We start from the raw sequence: 18051 nt of genomic DNA, 5'->3' as shown, positions 1-18051 counted from the left end.
GCCGTACCTTCCCCGCCTTCCCACCCCGCCCCTCGGACGACGACCGCTTCGACGACGACCGCTTCGCCGAGACCTGGTGGGGCAACGCCTGGGTGGCTGCCCTGGAGCAGGGCGCGCTCGATGCCAAGCGGCTTGCGCGGGGGCGGGGTTACGCGCAGGAAGGACATGTCGACGCGATCACCGTGACACCGGGCCTGGCGCTGGCGTATGTGCGGGGCAGCCGGCCGCGGCCGTATCGCGTGCAGGTGCGGCTGCGCACGCTGGACGAAGCCGAGTGGACGCGGTTCCTGGACGCCGTGGCCGAGCGGCCGGGGCACATCGCGGCGCTGCTGGACAAGGAGATGCCGCAGACCCTCGCCGAGTGCGGAGTGCCCCTGCTGCCGGGCCCCGGCGACCTCGAACCGCATTGCAGTTGCCCCGACCGCGGCCACCCCTGCAAGCACGCCGCCGCCCTCTGCTACCAGACCGCACGCCTGCTGGACGCCGACCCCTTCGTCCTGCTCCTGCTGCGCGGCCGCGGCGAACGCGGGCTGCTCGACGCCCTGTCCCGGCTGAGCGCCGCCCGCGCGGCCCGCGCCGCGCAGGAACAGGGTCCGACGCCCCTGGCCGGCGTAAGAGCCACCGAAGCCCTGGCACCTGGGCGCCAACTGCCCGCTCTCCCCGCCCCGTTGCCCGTGCCCCCGCACCCCGAGCAGCCACCCGTCTACCCGGCGGCGCCGGGCGGGCCTGACCCGTTCGCGCTGGACCAGTTGGCGACCGACGCGGCCGCCCGCGCGCACGCGCTGCTCAGCACCGGCCGGGACCCGGTGGGCGAACTGACCCTGTGGCAGGACGCGGTCCGGCTCGCCGCCGCCCGCCCCGGTTCCGGCCTCACCGCCGGCACCCGCGCCCTGTACGCCTCCCTCTCCGCCGCCGCCGAGCGCACCCCGGCCGAACTGGCCCGCGCCGTCGCCGCCTGGCGCCAGGGCGGACTCGAAGGGCTCGCCGTCCTCGAAGAACCCTGGGACCCGCCGGCCGGCCGCTTCGACCGGGCCCGCCCGCTCCTCCTCGCTGCCGACCTGCCGGCCTTCCGCCCCTGGCGCAACCGCCTCACCCACCCCGGCGGCCATGTCCAACTCCGCCTCGGCCGCGACGGTTTGTGGTACCCGTACGAATCGGAACCGGGCCACGACGACTGGTGGCCCCGCGGCACCCCCGACCTCGACCCGGTCGGCGCACTCACCGGTCTCGGGTCCGCGCCGGAGGACTGAGCGCGACAGCCACCCGTTCCCCAAGAACAACTACACTGCCGCGATGTCGCCGGGCGACACGGCAACCGGCGCGGAACGAACGGGGAGAGAGATGGCTACGGGGGGATGGGGGCCGGGACACGGCCCCGGTCAGCCTGGCGGCAACGGACCGGGAAACCAGGGCTGGGGCGCACCGTACGGACCGCCGCCACCGAATCCGGGCCCGAATCCGGGCCCGTACCCGCCCCAGGCTCCTTACCCGGCCCCGCCCCAGAACCCGTACCCGTACCCCTACGGCCCGCAGCCCACGCCGCGCCCTGCCGCCCGGCGCCCTCGCGGCTGCCTGTCGTTCGGGCTCGTCGGCGCGCTCCTGCGCTCCACCCACCGCCTCGCCACCCGGCTCTTCAACGCGGAGGGCGACGGCCGGATCGTGGACCGCACCGTGGACCGCGTCCAGGTGGCCCGCACCATCCTCGGCGCCGCCGCGACCGTGGCCCTGATCTTCGTCTACAGCGTGAAACCGGACCGCTGGGAGGACGCGGCGTACAGCAGCGCCGCCCAGATGCTCCTCGCCCCGATCCTGCTGCTGATCGCCGGGCCCTTGGTCATCATCGGCTTCATCTACTACGCGCCCCCGCACTTGCGGCCGCACATGCGCTCCCGGCTGCGCGCTCCGCTCAAGGCGGTCGGCTGGTACGTGCTGTCGATCGTCGTCATCGGCGGAGTCCTCACCCTGACGGGCCTGGCCGCCAAACCCGAGGATGGGATGACCTGGTGGGAGATCGTGCTGGCCGTCGCCGCGCTGATCGTGATCGTGTGGGGTTTCCCCTTCTTCTTCATGGCGTCGCTGTACTCGGCCCGTAGCGCCTTCAACACCGCCCAGGTCCACCCGATGCTGCCGCCCGTGATCACCACGGCACTGGTATGGGTGTTCGCGATCTTCAGCGTGATCCCCGACGGCCTGCCGGAGGGCCAGCCCCTCGTCGCCCAACTCTGCGCCACCCTGGGCGGTCCCCTGTCGGTGACCGCCGTCTCGCTGTGGGAACTGCGGCGGATGAAGACCCGGTTCGGGGTCACCCTCCGGCCCTGAGCCGCATCCGGCCGGTCCCTCCGGTGAAGGTGGTGTGAGGGTTCACCGGAGGTCCGCGGGAGTGAGGTGTAGGGAGATGGGGCCTGTCGTCCGGAAGGCAAGAAAGGGCGGTTAGCGTGGAGCGGTGAGTGAGACGAAGACCCCCGCCCTCCAGTACCGCTTCGACGGCCCCGAAGACGCCCCCGTCCTCATCCTCGGCCCCTCGCTCGGTACCACCTGGCACATGTGGGACCGGCAGGTCCCGGAGCTGACCCAGCATTGGCGCGTCTTCCGGTTCGACCTGCCGGGGCACGGCGGCGCGCCCGCGTACCCCGCGGGCTCCGTCGCCGAGCTCGCCGACCGGCTGCTGGCCACCCTCGACGGTTTGGGCGTCCAGCGCTTCGGCTACGCGGGCTGCGCGCTCGGCGGCGCCCTCGGTATCGAACTCGCCCTGCGTCACCCGGAGCGCATCGCCTCGCTCGCCCTGATCGCCGCCTCGCCGCGCTTCGGCACGGCCGACGAGTTCCGGCAGCGCGGCGTGATCGTGCGCACCAACGGCCTCGACCCGATCGCCCGCACCTCGCCGGACCGCTGGTTCACCAACGGCTTCGCCGCCGCCCAGCCCGCGATCACCGAGTGGGCCGTGCAGATGGTGCGCACCACCGACCCCGGCTGCTACATAGCCGCCTGCGAGGCGCTCGCCTCGTTCGACGTACGGTCCCAGCTCGCCGGCGTCGCCGTGCCCACCCTCGTCCTCGTCGGCTCGGACGACCAGGTCACCGGCCCCGCGGAGGCCCGCACCCTGGTCGCCGGCATACCGGACGCCCGCCTGGCCGTCGTCCCCGGCGCCTCGCACCTCGTCCCGGTCGAGCAGCCCGCCGCCGTCACCGATCTGCTGGTCCGGCACTTCACCACCGCCTGGCAGCCCGCCTACGACTCCACCACCGGCCAGATGGCCATCGTCGCCGCCCCCGTCAAGCCGGTCCTGGCCGCCGCGCCGCCGCAGCCCGCGCCCATCGCCGAGATCGCGCCGGCCGTCGTACCGCCGCCGACGACGACGGGACGGCCGGACACGTACGACGCGGGGATCAAGGTCCGTCGCGAGGTGCTCGGCGACGCGCACGTCGACCGGGCGCTGGCGCAGGCGGACGAGTTCTCGGGGGACTTCCAGGAGTTCATCACCCGGTACGCCTGGGGCGAGATCTGGGACAGACCCGGCCTCGACCGGCGCTCCCGCAGCTGTGTCACCCTCGCCACCCTGGTCGCGGGCGGCCACATGGAGGAACTCGCCTTCCACACCCGCGCCGCCCTGCGCAACGGACTGACCCCGGACGAGATCAAGGAAGTGCTGCTCCAGGCGGCCGTCTACTGTGGTGTGCCGGCGGCGAACAGCGCGTTCAAGGTCGCTCAGCAGGTCATAAGGGAGGAGACCACTCCCACGGAGTGACCTCCCGCCGAAGGGCCGCCCACGGAGCGACCCGTGGGCCGGCCCGAGGGCAGGATGGTGCCATGAAGCTCACGAAGAAGTCGCACGCCTGCGTCCGCCTGGAGAAGGACGGACGCACGCTCGTCCTCGACCCCGGAGGGTTCAGCGAGGAGGACGCCGCGGTCGGCGCGGACGCGATCCTTGTCACACACGAGCACCCCGACCACTTCGACGAGGCGCGGCTGCGGACGGCCCTCGAGGCCAACCCGGCCGCCGAGATCTGGACGCTGAGGTCCGTCGCGGACCAGATCTCGGCGGCGTTCCCGGGCCGCGTCCACACCGTCGGCCACGGCGACACCTTCACCGCCGCCGGCTTCGACATCCAGGTCCACGGCGAACTGCACGCCGTGATCCACCCCGACATCCCGCGCATCACCAACGTCGGCTACCTGATCGACGGCGGCCGCGTCTTCCACCCGGGCGACGCCCTCACCGTCCCCGACCACCCCGTCGAGACGCTGATGCTCCCCGTCATGGCCCCCTGGAACAAGATCTCCGAGGTCATCGACTACGTCCGCGAGGTCAAGCCGCAACGCGCCTACGACATCCACGACGCCCTGCTCACCGACCTGGCCCGCCCGATCTACGACCGCCAGATCGGCGGCCTGGGCGGCTCGGAGCACCTGCGCCTGACGCCGGGGGACTCGGCGCAGGTGTGAGGCGCAGGTGTGAGCGGCCCCACCCCGGGCGGGGCCGCGTTGTCAGTCCCGCCCGGTAGGTTGTCAGACATGCGCATCGCGACCTGGAACGTGAACTCGATCACCGCCCGCCTGCCGAGGCTCCTCGCCTGGCTGGAGAGCAGCGGCACCGACGTGCTGTGCCTCCAGGAGGCCAAGGTCGCCGAGGACGCCTTCCCGTTCGACCCGCTGCGCGACCTCGGCTACGAGGCGGCGGTCAACGCCACCGGCCGGTGGAACGGCGTGGCGGTGCTCTCCCGAGTAGGCCTCAAGGAGGTCGTCAAGGGCCTCCCCGGTGACCCCGGCTACGACGGCTCCGAGGAACCCCGCGCCATCTCCGCGACCTGCGGCCCCGTCCGCGTCTGGTCGGTCTACGTGCCGAACGGCCGTGAGGTGGACCACCCCCACTACGCCTACAAGCTCCAGTGGTTCGAGGCCCTCAAGGCCGCCGTCGCCGGCGACGCGGCCGGCAGCCGCCCGTTCGCGGTGATGGGTGACTACAACGTGGCCCCGACGGACGACGACGTCTACGACACGGCCGCCTTCGAGGGCCTCACCCACGTCACCCCCGCCGAGCGCGCCGCCCTCGCCTCCCTGCGCGAGTCCGGCCTCTCCGACGTGGTCCCGCGCCCCCTGAAGTACGACCACCCGTACACGTACTGGGACTACCGCCAGCTCTGCTTCCCCAAGAACCGCGGCATGCGCATCGACCTGGTCTACGGCAACGAGCCCTTCGCCAAGGCCGTCACCGACTCCTACGTGGACCGCGAGGAACGCAAGGGCAAGGGCGCCTCGGACCACGCGCCGGTGGTAGTGGACCTGGACGTATAGGGCAACCCACCCAGCAGCCTGTCCGGCGTTTGAGGACGAGGCCGTTCAGGCCGATACGGGGGTCTGGGGGCAGAGCCCCCAGTCGCCCACCGCAACGCCGCCCGACCTCACGGCACCAGCAACCGCAGATCCACCGCCCCAGCCAGCGCAGCGAGCCCCGTGTCGCCGGGATGCAGATGGTCCCCACTGTCGTACACGGCCAGCATCCGGGACGGCCGCGCAGGATCCCGTACCACCGCGTCGAAGTCGAGCACGCCGTCGAACGCGGCGCCGGAGCGGATCCACGCGTTCACCTCGACCCGCTCCACGTCGGCCAGCGCGGTGCACTGCGCCTCGCCCTCACACGGCAGGATCGTCGCCGCCAGCATCCGCAGCCCGCGCGCATGCCCCCGGTCCGCGATCTCGCGCAGTCCGGCGATCACCTGCTCCGAGCTCGTGCCCCACCGCACATCGTTGACGCCCTCGAACACGACCACCGTACGCGCCGAGGTCTGGGCGAGGACATCCCGGTCGAAGCGGTGCAGAGCGCTCACCCCGGCCGTGTCCGTGGAGACCCCGTCGCCGGGATAGCGGTCGGAGACCACACGGTTGCCCGAGATCCCCTGGTTCAGCACCCCGTAGCGCGGGACCGCACTCTGCTTCAGCAACCGTGTGGCCAGCACATTGGGCCATCGTCGGTTGGCGTCCATCGTGGACTTGTCGCCGTCGGTGATCGAGTCCCCCAGGAGCACCACGGACCCCGGCCCACCGCCGACGTCGACACCGGTCAGCAGCGGCCAGCTGGTCAGGACCGTCGGGTACGCCGTCGCGGAACCGTCCGTCGTGTGGTCACCGGGCGCGCTCACATACGACCGCTGCTGTGCGAGCCGGTGCACCGGCGCGGCGGGCACGGCCTGGGGCAGATGGAAGCTCACCAGCAGATTCGTGTCCGCGGGCACCTTGAACCCGAGCGGATCGCTGTACGCCTGCGCGCCGGCCGGGATCACGACGCCCGCCGCACCCCCGAAGGACACCGCGACCGGCGTCGCCCTCGCCGCGGCGCCGGCCGACTGCACAGCCACCGTGGCCCTTCCGATCCGTACCGGCGCCGCCGCGAAGGTGTTGTCGAACCGCAGCCGCACCCGCGGCCCGCCGACCGACGTGTGCACCACCAGCCGCAGCGTCCGGTCGGTCCACGGCCCGACGGTCGGATAGCCACCCGTCGCCGTCGACCAACTCCCTGTCCAGCCGGGCGCCGGGGCCCGTACCGCCAGCGCGAACACATGCAGCCCGGTCGCCCGCGGCAGCCGTACGGAGGCGACCGCGCGCCCCGTCACCACCGGCACGGTGACGACGTACAGCCGCGGCCGCTCGGCGAGTTGGCCGTGGGGCGTGTTGATGTGCGTCAGGGCCACCGCCTTGGTGGCGAGCGGGCCGGTGCGCCAGTCGGGGGCGGTCAGGTGGTAGGAGGTGCGGCTGCCGTCGGTGTAGGTGACGATCCCGGTGCCGGCGGCGCCGGAGCCGCCCGTGCCTCCCACCAGGAAGGCGAGGGCGTCGCCCCGCCCGCGTACCCGTACGTCCTGTCCGGCTGCCAGGACGTTGTCGGGCCGGCCCGGCTGCCGCTTCGGCCAGGTGAGCCGGGCTCCCTGCACGGTCAGCGCGCGGCCCGGAGTCCAACCGGCGGCCCTCAGGGCTTGTGCCGACAGAGAGGCGCCCGCCCCGTCGAAGTCGGCCTCGGCGGGCCGGGCGTCGTCGCTGACGGCCCTGTTGTCGAAGAGCTGGTCCAGCGGCAGCGGCCCGGCTCTGCGCTCGGGGGCGGCGTGTGCGGAGACACCCGGCACCAGGACCGCGAAGACAGCGAGGACGACCGCGGAACTCCACACACGTCGGCGCAACTCCGACTCCTCCCGTTCACGACCGCTCAGGACGGCGTATGACTGCACATGACAACTTCAGATGAGACGTACAGGCGCGAGACGTTCCGGCGAGACGCAAGACGCACCGTGAAGTTAGAGAGGCACCCGTGACCCGTCAACGAGCCATGCCCGAACTCGGCGTGAACTCGCCCGGAATCGACGGCCCGCGCGCCTGTGGTGCGTTCGGCCGTGCGAATGACACGCTGGGGGTATGAAGATCCCTTTTCTGGGCAACCGGCCCGAGAAGCGCGGGACCCCCGACCCCGAGGGCATCGCCGAACTCCTCGCCGAGTGCGAACTCCTGCGCTCCCACGCGTCCCGTGCGGGGATCCAACTCGACGACACGGCCGCCTCGTTGGAGGCGCTCGACCAGCTGCCGCCGCGCTGGCGGGAGGACGAGGAGGTCCTGCCGTGGCTGGGCAACGACGCCGGTCTGTACCTCGGCACCGTCATCGTGCGCACCGTGCCCGGGGCCGCCTGGGAGATCTGGCCGGACGGTCAGCCGGTCGTGCGGCTCTCCTCCGGTCGTGAGTTCGACGTCGTGGCCTCGGGGCAGGAGTGGGCCGCGAACGGGGTGCCGGAGCTGTCGCAGCTGTACGCGGAGGTCGCGGAGGCATGACATCCCGACCTGAAGTTCGATATAAATTCGGCGTAAATACGGCTTATGCCCGAAAAGTGCGTGTCGCGCATGGAGTCAACTCCAGCCCGGATAGTTTGCGGAAACCGCTACACAGCTGAGAGTGACTGGGGCTGGGCATGGCTGGCGATCCACTGATCGAGCTGCGTGACGTCAACAAGTACTTCGGGGAACTGCATGTCCTGAAGGACATCAACCTCACCGTCGGCAAGGGGGAAGTGGTCGTGGTCATCGGCCCCTCGGGGTCGGGGAAGTCGACGCTGTGCCGGGCCGTCAACCGGCTGGAGACCGTCCAGTCCGGCACGATCCTGCTCGACGGCCAGCCGCTGCCCGCGGAGGGCAAGGCGCTCGCCCGGCTGCGTGCCGAAGTCGGCATGGTCTTCCAGTCCTTCAACCTGTTCGCCCACAAGACGGTCCTCCAGAACGTCTCCCTCGGACAGGTCAAGGTCCGCGGCCGCAAGAAGGAGGAGGCCGACCGGCGCTCCCGCGAACTCCTGGAGCGCGTCGGCGTGGCCGATCAGGCCGACAAGTACCCCGCGCAGCTCTCCGGCGGCCAGCAGCAGCGCGTCGCCATCGCCCGGGCCCTCGCCATGGGACCCAAGGCGATGCTCTTCGACGAGCCCACCTCCGCCCTCGACCCCGAGATGATCAACGAGGTGCTGGAGGTCATGCGTCAACTCGCCCGCGACGGCATGACGATGATCGTCGTCACCCATGAGATGGGCTTCGCCCGCTCGGCCGCCAACCGCGTCGTGTTCATGGCCGACGGCCGCATCGTCGAGGACCGCAGCCCCGAGGAGTTCTTCACCAATCCCAGCAGCGAGCGCGCCCGGGACTTCCTGTCGAAGATCCTCCATCACTGAGCGGGAAGTGCGACCCATGCCGAGACGAACGGCGTTTCTCCACACCGGAATCCTCGCCGCGAACGACCTCGACTACGATGTTCCGTCCGTCCCCAAGGCCGTGGAGGTGGCCCCGGCCGCGACCAGGGACGCTGCTGCCGGGTGGGGATCCCCCCACGGCCCGTAGGCGAGGGGCGGCAGGGGGCAGCAGTCACAGAGCCATACCCGCCCGGCGCCGGCCGGAGATCACTGCTCGCGCAGTGGAATCGACACGTACGACGGGTCGTTCGCCGGTGAGGAGAAGGTCAGCCGCGCGCCGGACGGGTTGTGCTCGATGTAGAGCGGGTCGACCGTGTCGACGACCAGGGCGAGCCGGTGCCCTGCCGGGACGTCGTAGGCCGTGGAGTACAGCTCCAGGTCGACGGCGAACGGCTTGCCGGGCGTACGTCCGTGGAAGGTGTACGGCGCGTTGCTGACCAGCTTGCCGAGGCCGAGCGGGCCCACGTCGTAGAGGTAGGCGACGAGGGTCCCGCTCTCCTTGGTCGGGGTGAGGGTGGTGTGCAACTTGGCCGTGCCGCGCACGCGTTGGGCCGTGGCGTACTTCTCCGACTGCCAGACGCCCGCCCAGAGTCGGGGGATCAGTGGGATCGAGGCCATCGGGGGCAGCTGGGCCACCTGGTCGAGGATGCTGGAGAGGAAGACGACGCCGCCGTCCGCGCCCGAGTTGACGTTCGTGCGGATGGTGGTCGTGCCGGCGAGGGCGATCTTCCGGTCGGTCGCGCCGACCGACTTCCAGTCCGGGTAGCCCTCGTAGCCGCCCGAGGAACGGGACTTGAGCCGGACGGGCAGCTCGCGGTCGATGCCGTTGGCCTCGCCCTTGAGGTAGTGGTCGAACCAGCGCTCGGTGTCCGTCCACACGTCGTTGGGCAGGCCGAACAGACCGGTCATCTCGGCGGTGGCGTGGTCCCCGGGGCGGAACTCCAGCCGCTTGGGGCCGGTCAGCTTCTCGTAGAAGTCCGCGTACTGGTTGGGCGGGAAGATCGTGTCGCCCCAGGCGTTGGCCATCATGACCGCGGCGCCGTTCTTGTTGAGTTGGTCCACGTATGTAGCGACCGAACGTTTCTTCCCCCAATTGATCATGTCCTGTTCCTTGGACAGGTTGGAGGCGTAGAAGTCGTTGAAGATCTGCCGGACCTCGGCGCTCTGGCGGCCGGTGACCAGGCTCGCGCCGTCCAGCAGCGCGGCGGCCTGGACGTGCTGGGTGCGGCCGGAGTAGATCGAGCCGATGAGGTCGGCCCAGCCGCTGAGGGCGGCGACCGCCCTGACCCGTTTGTCGTGCGCGGCGGTCAGCAGGCTGATGCCGGCGCCGTACGAGACGCCCGCCATGCCGATGTGGCCCGCGTCGGCCGGGGTGTTGGCGAGCGCCCAGTCGATCACCCTGGACGCGTCGGCTATGTCGGGCGGGCCCGCCACTTCTATCTCGCCGCCCGACTGCCAGAAGCCGCGCACGTTGTAACTGACCACGATGTAGCCCGAGTTCGCGAGTTTCTGCGCCTGCGCGAAGTACTCGACCTGGGGCAGGCCCCAGCTCGTGGGGAGCACGAGCAGCGGGTAGCGGCGGTTGCCGTCGGCACCGGCCGGTGTGATGACGTTCGCCTTGAGGGTGGTGCCCCCGTCGCCGCTGATGTCGACGAAGCGGACGCCGCTCGGGGTCGCCTGGGCGGCGGGGGCGAGCCCGAGGGCGGTCCCGGCGATCAGGGTCGCGGAGACGGCGCCCACGGCGGTCGTGCGCAGGGCCTTGCGTTGGGTTCCCACGGGTCACTCCTCACTCGTGTCAGTGCAAAGTGACCGAACGGTAACCGTGGCCTCTTACCGCAAGTAACCCGTCGGTAAGTTACGTGGCAGTAACGATTGTTGCCCTGTGAACGAATTCAGGAGGCGCGGTGTGAGTTCCGTGCGGGAACGGCCTCCGTGGCCGGCAGCGGAGCCTGCGCGGGCCGGGTCACGTCCGCGACCAGTTCGACGACATCGGGGCCGTACGCCTGCGAGTTGACGACCTTCAGCAGCAGGACGAAGGGCTTGGCGCCGTGCTTGCGGGCCAGCCGCTCGTGGTTGCGGGCAAGATAGCGCGTCGCGGCCTGGTTGGTGATCGCACGCTGTCCGCAGAAGAGGAAAACCGGCCGCGCCTCGCGCCGCTCGCCCGCCGTGAGGCGGGCCAGCAGGACGTACTCCGTCACGCCGGCCTCCATGCGGTAGCGCTCGCCGCCGATCTGGAAGGCGCCCCGGTCCGGGCCCGGTTCCGGGTCGATGTTGACGCGCACACCGGGCAGCATCGCCGCCATGTGGGCCAGCATTCGCCGGTTGGAGCCGGGGCCGCCGACGCAGAACTCGGTGCGCTCGCCGAAGCCCTGCTGGACGTTGTCCTGGGTCACCATCTGAAGGTGTGCCCCGCAGTCCTTGATCAGGGCGGCGAGTTCCAGCAGGGCGAACACGTCGAACCGGTGGACCGCGGGCTCGGAGGTGGCCGGGTCACGGTTGACGACGAGCAGGGACTCCGAGTTCTGCGGCAGCCCGAAGAACTCCTGCTTGCGGCGGAGCCTCCGCTTCCACAGATAGGTCCGGGCAAGCCAGCCGAGCGCGGCGCTGATGCCCGCCGCGACCACGCCCAGCACGATGTTGCGCACGTCGTCATTCATGGGCGCGCATGGTAGCGGGCCGACGCAAACCCGTGTTCGAGCAGTGCCCCGGCGCGGTCCTGCTGACGGGGGCATGCCGATCGCATAGGCTGCCCGGACGGTCCCTGACTGGAGGTGCGGATGCGTCGCCCTGTCGCGCGGAAACTGTCGGTCCTGGCGGTCTCGGCCGCCGTGGTGTCGGTGGGGGCAGCGGCGCCACCCGCCGCCGAGAGCACGGCAGTCGAGAAGGTTCCCGTCGCCGTCGGGTACGGCGGCGCCGTGTCCAGCGTCGACGCGGACGCCTCCGCGGCCGGCATCGAGATCCTGCGCAAGGGCGGCAACGCCGTCGACGCCGCCGTGGCCACCGCCGCCGCGCTCGGCGTCACCGAGCCCTACTCGGCCGGTATCGGCGGAGGCGGCTACTTCGTCTACTACGACGCCAAGTCCCGTACGGTGCGCACCATCGACGGCCGTGAGACCGCGCCCCTGAGCGCCGACTCCGGCCTCTTCGTGGAGAACGGCGCGGCGATCCCCTTCGCCGAGGCCGTCAGCAGCGGCCTCAGCGTCGGGACCCCGGGCACGCCCGCCACCTGGCAGCAGGCCCTCGACAAGTGGGGCAGCAAACGGCTCGGCACGCTGCTGAAGCCCGCCGAACGGCTCGCCCGGGACGGCTTCACCGTCGACGGCACCTTCCGCGACCAGACCGCCGCGAACGAGACCCGCTTCCGCTACTTCCCGGACACCGCGAAGCTGTTCCTCCCGAACGGGCGGCTCCCGGTCGTCGGCTCCACCTTCAAGAACCCCGATCTCGCCCGCACCTACGCCGAGCTGTCCAGGAAGGGGGTCGGCGCGCTCTACCGCGGCGACCTCGCCGACGACATCGTCGACACGGTCAACCACCCGCCCGTGGACCCGAGTTCCGGCTGGAACGCCCGTCCCGGAGACCTGACCGCCAAGGACCTGGCGACCTACCGCACCAAGTCACAGGCGCCCACCAGGACCTCGTACCACGGCCTCGGCGTCTACTCCATGGCGCCCTCCTCCTCCGGCGGCACCACGGTCGGCGAGGCGCTCAACATCCTGGAGAACACCGACCTCTCCAAGGCGAGCGAGGTCCAGTACCTGCACCGCTACATCGAGGCCAGCCGGATCGCCTTCGCCGACCGCGGGCGCTGGGTCGGCGACCCGGCCTTCGAGGACGTACCGACCAAGGAGCTGCTGTCGCAGCGGTACGCCGACTCGCGAGCCTGCCTGATCAAGGACGACGCGGTGCTGACCAGCCCGGTCGCGCCCGGCGACCCGCGCGACCCCGCGGCCTGCGACGCGCGCGGCACGGCGGCGCCGACCACCTACGAGGGCGACAGCACCACGCACCTCACGGTGGCCGACAAGTGGGGCAACGTCGTCTCGTACACGCTCACCATCGAGCAGACCGGCGGCAGCGGCATCACGGTCCCGGGCCGCGGGTTCATCCTCAACAACGAGCTGACGGACTTCTCCTTCACGCCCGCCGGCCCCGACGTCCACGACCCGAACCTGCCGGGGCCGGGCAAGCGGCCGCGCTCGTCGATGTCGCCGACGATCGTGCTCGACCGGCACGACAAGCCGGTCGTGGCGCTCGGTTCGCCCGGTGGCGCGACGATCATCACGACCGTGCTGCAGAGCCTGACCGGCTTCCTCGACCGGGGTCTGCCGCTGGTCGACGCCATCGCCGCGCCGCGCGCCAGCCAGCGCAACCAGACCACCACCGAACTCGAACCGGGCCTCTACAACAGCCCGTTGCGGGCGCGGCTGGAGGCCATCGGGCACGGCTTCCGGCTCAACCCGGAGATCGGCGCGGCAACCGGCGTACAGCGACTGCCGAACGGCAAGTGGCTGGCCGCCGCCGAGAAGGTACGGCGGGGCGGCGGCTCGGCGATGGTGGTGTGGCCGGCGTCGTAGGACGCCCGGCAGGTCACAACTCGAGACGCGCCCGGCAGGTCACAACTCGGGGGCGGGCGGCAGCTCTTCCGCGCGGAAGGTGAGCCGCCCGTCCTGCACGTCCACCGTCACCCGGCCGCCCTCGCCGATCCGGCCGTCGAGCAGCAGCCGGGAGAGCTGGTTGTCGACCTCCTTCTGGATGGTGCGGCGCAGCGGGCGGGCGCCGTACTCGCGCTGGTAGCCGCGCTCGGACAGCCAGTCGACGGCCGTGCCGGTGAAGTCGACCGAGACGCCCTGGGCCTGCAGCAGCCGGCGGGTCTGGTCCAGCATGAGGTTGGTGATCTGCCGCAACTGGTCGGGGGTCAGCTGGCGGAAGACGACCACCTCGTCGATGCGGTTGAGGAACTCGGGCCGGAAGTGCTCGCGCAGCGGGCGCAGCACCCGCTCGCGCCGCGCCTCCTCGTCGGCCTCCTCGCCCCCCGAGCCGAACCCGATCCCGGCGCCGCCCCGGCTGATCGCGTCCGAGCCCAGATTGCTGGTCATCACGATGACGGTGTTCGTGAAGTCCACCGTGCGCCCCTGGGAATCGGTCAGCCGGCCGTCGTCCAGGACCTGCAGCAGGATGTTGAAGACGTCCGGGTGGGCCTTCTCGACCTCGTCGAGCAGCAGCAGCGAGTACGGGTGCCGGCGCACCACCTCGGTGAGCTGGCCGGCCTCCTCGTGGCCGACATAGCCGGGCGGGGCGCCGATCAGCCGGCTGACGGTGTGCCGCTCCTGGTACTCGCTCATGTCCAGGCGGACCATGCGCTCCTCGCTGCCGAACAGTGCCTCGGCGAGCGCCCGGGCCAGCTCGGTCTTGCCGACGCCGGTCGGGCCGAGGAAGAGGAAGCTGCCGATCGGCCGGTCGGGGCTCGCGAGCCCGGCGCGGGAGCGCAGTACCGCCTCGGAGACGACGCGCACGGCCTCGTTCTGGCCGACGACCCGTTCGTGCAGGTGCTCCTCCAGGCCGAGCAGCCGGTCCTTCTCCTCCTCGGTGAGGCTGCTCACCGGGATGCCGGTCTGCCGGGAGACGACCTCCGCGATGGCCTCGGTGGTGACCTCCAGGTGCAGGCCCTCGTCGACCTCCTCGTCGCCGGACGCGTCCGTGATGCGCTGCTTCAACTCGACGATACGGTCACGTAGTTGGGTCGCCTGCTCGTACTGTTCGTCGGCGACCGCCTGGTCCTTGTCCCGGTGCAGCTGCTCGACCTCGCGCTCCATGGCCCGTACGTCCGTGCCCTTGGTCCGCGCGCGCAGCCGTACCCGGGCGCCCGCCTGGTCGATCAGGTCGATCGCCTTGTCCGGCAGGCGGCGGTCGGTGAGATAGCGGTCCGACAGCTCCACGGCGGCCACGAGCGCCTCGTCGGTGTAGCGGACCTGGTGGTGGGCCTCGTAGCGGTCGCGCAGGCCGCGCAGGATCTCGATGGCGTCGGCGGTGGTCGGCTCGGGGACCAGGATCGGCTGGAAGCGGCGGGAGAGCGCCGCGTCCTTCTCGATCCTGCGGTACTCCTCCAGCGTGGTCGCGCCCACGATGTGCAGTTCGCCGCGCGCGAGGGCCGGCTTGAGGATGTTCCCGGCGTCCATGGACCCGCCCTCGCCGCCGCCTCCGGCGCCCACCACGGTGTGCAACTCGTCGATGAAGACGATCAGTTGGTCGGAGTGGGAGCGGATCTCGCCCACGATGTTGTTGAGCCGCTCCTCGAAGTCGCCCCGGTAGCGGGTGCCCGCGACCACGCCCGTCAGGTCCAGCGCGACCACACGGCGGCCGCTGAGCACGTCGGGCACGTCGACGTCGGCGATCCGCTGGGCCAGCCCCTCCACGATCGCGGTCTTGCCGACGCCCGCGTCGCCGATCAGCACCGGGTTGTTCTTGCCGCGCCGGGAGAGCACCTCGATGGTCTGCTCGATCTCCTCGTCCCGGCCGATCACCGGGTCGATACGGCCCCGGCGGGCGAGGTCGGTCAGATCGCGGCCGTACTTGTCGAGGGTGGGCGTACCGGAGTCGACGCGCGGCCGCTGGTCGATACGGGGCCGGGAATCGGGGGCGTCCGGGGCCTCGGGCGGCCCGCCGGAGGGGCTGAAGCGGGCCGCGTTGAGGATGTGCCCGGCCGCGGAGTCGGGGTTCGCGGCGAGGGCGCTGAGCACGTGCTCCGGGCCGATGTACCCGGTGCCGCGCGCCCGGGCCAGGTCGTGCGCGTCCAGCAGGGCGCGCTTGGCGGCCGGCGTCAGGGACAGCGAGGTCGGCGGCGGTGCCTCGCCCGGCGGGTGCTGCACCGGCCCCGACCGCTCGTCGATCTCCGTCGCCAGCGAGTCGGGATCCGCGCCGGCCCGGCTGAGCAGACTCCGGGTCGGCTCGGCGGACAGCGCGGCGCGCAGCAGGTGCTGGGTGTCCAGGTCGCGGCTGCCGTGCTCGGCGGCGTACTGCGCGGCGCCCCGCACCAGCTCCCGGGCCGGCTGGCTGAGCAGCCGCCCGATGTCGATCTGCCGGGGGCCGGGGCGCGGTCCGCCGAAGAAGCGGGCGAGGAATTCTCCGAAGGGGTCGTAGTCTTCCGGACCACCATTGAAGCCGCTGGTCATGGCGTTCCCATCCGGCGTCCCTGCGCGGGCAGGGTCGCCCTCGCTTGATCGGCGTGCCGGAGTCGGGTAACCCAGGCGGAAGCCGGTTACACCTGGCCGCGCTCGTAGAACACCTTCGCACGAACGGGGGCGGGGGGCACCTTCAGGGAGCGTGGGGGTGGCCGGGTGGGGCGGAGGGTTCGAGGGGCGGTGCACACGTGAGCGGCTGCGGGTGGTTCGTGGTTGCTCGCGCAGTTCCCCGCGCCCCTGGAAGTACGTCCACTGCACGTGCTCAAGGGGCACGGGGTTGTATCCATATGCGGCTCCGCCGCGCGGGCGCGCCCAGCCGACGACTGCCCGCGGTCGCCCTCGGACCAGAACCCCCGCGCAGGCGATTCGTTCAGCGGGCGGTCAGGATCCGTGGGCCCGTCTCGGTGATCGCCACCGTGTGCTCCACGTGGGCCGCGCGGGAGCCGTCGTTCGTGCGGAGGGTCCAGCCGTCCGGGGCCGCGTGGTAGTCGTCCTTGCCGCTCGCGATGAGCATGGGCTCGATGGCGAGGACGAGGCCGGCCCGCAGGGGCATGCCGCGGCCCGGCCGGCCCTCGTTCGGCACCGAGGGGTCCTCGTGCATCCGGCGGCCGATGCCGTGCCCGCCGAACCCCTCCGGGATGCCGTATCCGGCCGACCGGCACACCGAGCCGACGGCGTGGGCGATGTCGCCGATGCGGTTGCCGACCACGGCCGCCTCGATGCCCGCCGCCAGCGCCCGCTCCGCCGTCTCGATCAGACGTACGTCGGCGGGGCGCGGCGTGCCCACCGTGAAGCTGATCGCCGAGTCGCCCGCCCAGCCGCCCAGTTCGGCGCCGCAGTCGATGGAGACCAGGTCGCCGTCGCGCAGGCGGTACCCGGTCGGGATGCCGTGCACGATCGCGTCGTTCACCGAGGCGCAGATGACGGCCGGGAAGGGGACCGGGGCGAAGGAGGGGCGGTAGCCGAGGAAGGGGGACGTCGCGCCCGCCGCGCTCAGCACCTCGCGCGCCACCTCGTCCAGCTCCAGCAGGGAGACCCCCACGTCGGCGGCCTTGCGCACGGCCTTCAGGGCCTGGCCCACGACCTGCCCGGTCGTGTACATCGCTTCGATCGACTGTTCCGTCTTCAGTTCCACCATGCCAATTACTATACCGGTATTTGAATGGGGGGAGTGCGATCAGGGTGCGGTATTAGAATCGGTGCCATGGTGCGCACCCCACTCACCCCCGAAGAGCGCGAACGCGGCGAGCGGCTCGGCCGGCTCCTGCGCGAGGCCCGCGGCGGCCGCAGCATGACCCAGGTCGCGGCGAGCGCCGGCATCTCCGCCGAGACGCTGCGCAAGATCGAGACCGGGCGGGCCCCGACGCCGGCCTTCTTCACGGTCGCCGCACTGGCGCACGCCCTCGGGCTGTCCATGGACGAAATCGTCGGCCGCTGCGCACCGGTCGCCGACGCCGACGCCGACGCCGCCGCCTGAGCCGCACGCGCCGCCCGCACGTCACGTTCCGGCAGCCCGGGCGTACTCTGCGTCCATTCGGAAAACTCCCCGTAGCCCGTTCGTAACATGACTGGTGTTGCCTAACGGACCGGAGTGCTCCGGTCTGGCGGGAGTTGGGCAATGTCAGTGGATCAACTCCCGGCTCGGGTGCGGGAGTTCGTGAACTACCTGGACGGCCTTCTGGCGCGCCTCGACCAGGGCGGCGGCTGGTGCGGGGTGTTCTGGCAGCGCGACCCGGAGGGCATGCAGGCCTGCCTCGACGGACGCGAAGTACCGCCCTGGGACGTGGTGGAGTCCCTCCTGCACGACCTCGCCGGCCAGTACGGCCCCGGCGGCGCGGGCCCCGAGACCGAACACGCCCGCGCCCTGCACGCCGCCGCCCTCGCCGCGTACGACGCCCGGCCCGGCGGCCGTGACGCCCTCGGCGACCGCCTCGACGTCATGCTCCGCGAACAGCGCTACGCCGCCGAACGGCAGGCGGAACTGGGCAGGTTGCTCACCGCCGCCACCAGCCGGGAGGAAGCCGACGCCATCCGCCTCGACCTCGCCTGGGCCCGCGACGACCACGAACGCGCCACCGCCCGCTGCACCGAACTCCGCGCCCGAACGGCCGACCTGGACCGCAGGGCGGCGAGCGCGCGGGGGCGGGCGATACGACGGGAGCGGG

Annotated in this window: 14 protein-coding genes and 1 pseudogene; 10 read left to right on the top strand and 5 right to left on the bottom strand. The window is 71.8% G+C overall.

Annotated features, from left to right (window positions below; genetic code table 11):
- The 5 genes from L0P92_RS30335 to L0P92_RS30315 all read left to right on the top strand — a co-directional run.
- A partial coding sequence (locus L0P92_RS30335; protein WP_234766245.1) for an SWIM zinc finger family protein occupies positions 1-1250 on the top strand: 1250 nt, incomplete at its 5' end.
- Between the two features lie 91 nt (positions 1251-1341).
- Positions 1342-2319: a hypothetical protein gene (locus tag L0P92_RS30330; protein WP_234766244.1), complete on the top strand. Its 978-nt coding sequence runs from the start codon at positions 1342-1344 to the stop codon at positions 2317-2319.
- A gap of 124 nt (positions 2320-2443) precedes the next feature.
- Positions 2444-3745 (top strand): bifunctional 3-oxoadipate enol-lactonase/4-carboxymuconolactone decarboxylase PcaDC, encoded by a 1302-nt coding sequence (gene pcaDC / locus L0P92_RS30325; protein ID WP_234766243.1) that lies wholly within the window; start codon positions 2444-2446, stop codon positions 3743-3745.
- Positions 3746-3807: 62 nt separating this feature from the next.
- Positions 3808-4443 (top strand): MBL fold metallo-hydrolase, encoded by a 636-nt coding sequence (locus L0P92_RS30320; RefSeq protein WP_234766242.1) that lies wholly within the window; start codon positions 3808-3810, stop codon positions 4441-4443.
- Between the two features lie 69 nt (positions 4444-4512).
- A complete protein-coding gene (locus L0P92_RS30315; protein WP_234766241.1) occupies positions 4513-5292 on the top strand; it encodes an exodeoxyribonuclease III in 780 nt (259 codons plus the stop codon).
- A 107-nt stretch (positions 5293-5399) separates the two neighbouring features.
- On the opposite strand, the gene L0P92_RS30310 is transcribed toward L0P92_RS30315, so the two are convergent.
- Positions 5400-7166, bottom strand: a complete 1767-nt coding sequence (locus tag L0P92_RS30310; RefSeq protein WP_234766240.1) for an SGNH/GDSL hydrolase family protein — start codon at positions 7164-7166, stop codon at positions 5400-5402.
- A gap of 232 nt (positions 7167-7398) precedes the next feature.
- Here L0P92_RS30310 and L0P92_RS30305 point away from each other — a divergent pair, with 232 nt between their 5' ends.
- Positions 7399-7806: a DUF6278 family protein gene (locus tag L0P92_RS30305; RefSeq protein ID WP_234766239.1), complete on the top strand. Its 408-nt coding sequence runs from the start codon at positions 7399-7401 to the stop codon at positions 7804-7806.
- A 137-nt stretch (positions 7807-7943) separates the two neighbouring features.
- Positions 7944-8687 (top strand): amino acid ABC transporter ATP-binding protein, encoded by a 744-nt coding sequence (locus L0P92_RS30300; protein WP_234766238.1) that lies wholly within the window; start codon positions 7944-7946, stop codon positions 8685-8687.
- A 225-nt stretch (positions 8688-8912) separates the two neighbouring features.
- Here L0P92_RS30300 and L0P92_RS30295 read toward each other — a convergent pair whose 3' ends face one another.
- Both L0P92_RS30295 and L0P92_RS30290 read right to left on the bottom strand, forming a co-directional pair.
- Complete coding sequence (locus L0P92_RS30295; protein WP_234766237.1) at positions 8913-10481, bottom strand: CocE/NonD family hydrolase; 1569 nt, start codon at positions 10479-10481, stop codon at positions 8913-8915.
- Between the two features lie 116 nt (positions 10482-10597).
- Positions 10598-11362 carry a hypothetical protein gene (locus tag L0P92_RS30290; protein ID WP_234766236.1) on the bottom strand — a complete coding sequence of 255 codons (765 nt, stop codon included), beginning with the start codon at positions 11360-11362 and terminating at the stop codon, positions 10598-10600.
- Positions 11363-11482: 120 nt separating this feature from the next.
- Here L0P92_RS30290 and ggt point away from each other — a divergent pair, with 120 nt between their 5' ends.
- Positions 11483-13282 carry a gamma-glutamyltransferase gene (gene ggt, locus L0P92_RS30285; protein ID WP_234766235.1) on the top strand — a complete coding sequence of 600 codons (1800 nt, stop codon included), beginning with the start codon at positions 11483-11485 and terminating at the stop codon, positions 13280-13282.
- Between the two features lie 39 nt (positions 13283-13321).
- On the opposite strand, the gene L0P92_RS30280 is transcribed toward ggt, so the two are convergent.
- Positions 13322-15877: an ATP-dependent Clp protease ATP-binding subunit gene (locus L0P92_RS30280; RefSeq protein ID WP_234766234.1), complete on the bottom strand. Its 2556-nt coding sequence runs from the start codon at positions 15875-15877 to the stop codon at positions 13322-13324.
- Positions 15878-16256: 379 nt separating this feature from the next.
- A complete protein-coding gene (gene map, locus L0P92_RS30275; protein ID WP_234766233.1) occupies positions 16257-17024 on the bottom strand; it encodes a type I methionyl aminopeptidase in 768 nt (255 codons plus the stop codon).
- A gap of 66 nt (positions 17025-17090) precedes the next feature.
- Here map and L0P92_RS30270 point away from each other — a divergent pair, with 66 nt between their 5' ends.
- On the top strand, positions 17091-17363 hold the full coding sequence (locus tag L0P92_RS30270) for a helix-turn-helix domain-containing protein (protein WP_234766232.1): 273 nt from the start codon (positions 17091-17093) through the stop codon (positions 17361-17363).
- A 141-nt stretch (positions 17364-17504) separates the two neighbouring features.
- Positions 17505-18051, top strand: a pseudogene (locus L0P92_RS30265) (hypothetical protein); the annotation flags it as partial.

It is taken from the genome of Streptomyces muensis (assembly GCF_021474425.1).
Taxonomy (GTDB): Bacteria; Actinomycetota; Actinomycetes; order Streptomycetales; family Streptomycetaceae; genus Streptomyces; species Streptomyces muensis.
This window is presented reverse-complemented; position numbering and strand designations above follow the sequence as displayed.

Coding starts and splice junctions, on each gene's coding strand:
- L0P92_RS30330 (WP_234766244.1), top strand. CDS start 1,342: ATGGCTACGGGGGGATGGGGGCCGGGACACGGCCCCGGTCAGCCTGGC.
- L0P92_RS30320 (WP_234766242.1), top strand. CDS start 3,808: ATGAAGCTCACGAAGAAGTCGCACGCCTGCGTCCGCCTGGAGAAGGAC.
- L0P92_RS30315 (WP_234766241.1), top strand. CDS start 4,513: ATGCGCATCGCGACCTGGAACGTGAACTCGATCACCGCCCGCCTGCCG.
- L0P92_RS30305 (WP_234766239.1), top strand. CDS start 7,399: ATGAAGATCCCTTTTCTGGGCAACCGGCCCGAGAAGCGCGGGACCCCC.
- L0P92_RS30300 (WP_234766238.1), top strand. CDS start 7,944: ATGGCTGGCGATCCACTGATCGAGCTGCGTGACGTCAACAAGTACTTC.
- L0P92_RS30290 (WP_234766236.1), bottom strand. CDS start 11,362: ATGAATGACGACGTGCGCAACATCGTGCTGGGCGTGGTCGCGGCGGGC.
- ggt (WP_234766235.1), top strand. CDS start 11,483: ATGCGTCGCCCTGTCGCGCGGAAACTGTCGGTCCTGGCGGTCTCGGCC.
- L0P92_RS30280 (WP_234766234.1), bottom strand. CDS start 15,877: ATGACCAGCGGCTTCAATGGTGGTCCGGAAGACTACGACCCCTTCGGA.
- map (WP_234766233.1), bottom strand. CDS start 17,024: ATGGTGGAACTGAAGACGGAACAGTCGATCGAAGCGATGTACACGACC.
- L0P92_RS30270 (WP_234766232.1), top strand. CDS start 17,091: ATGGTGCGCACCCCACTCACCCCCGAAGAGCGCGAACGCGGCGAGCGG.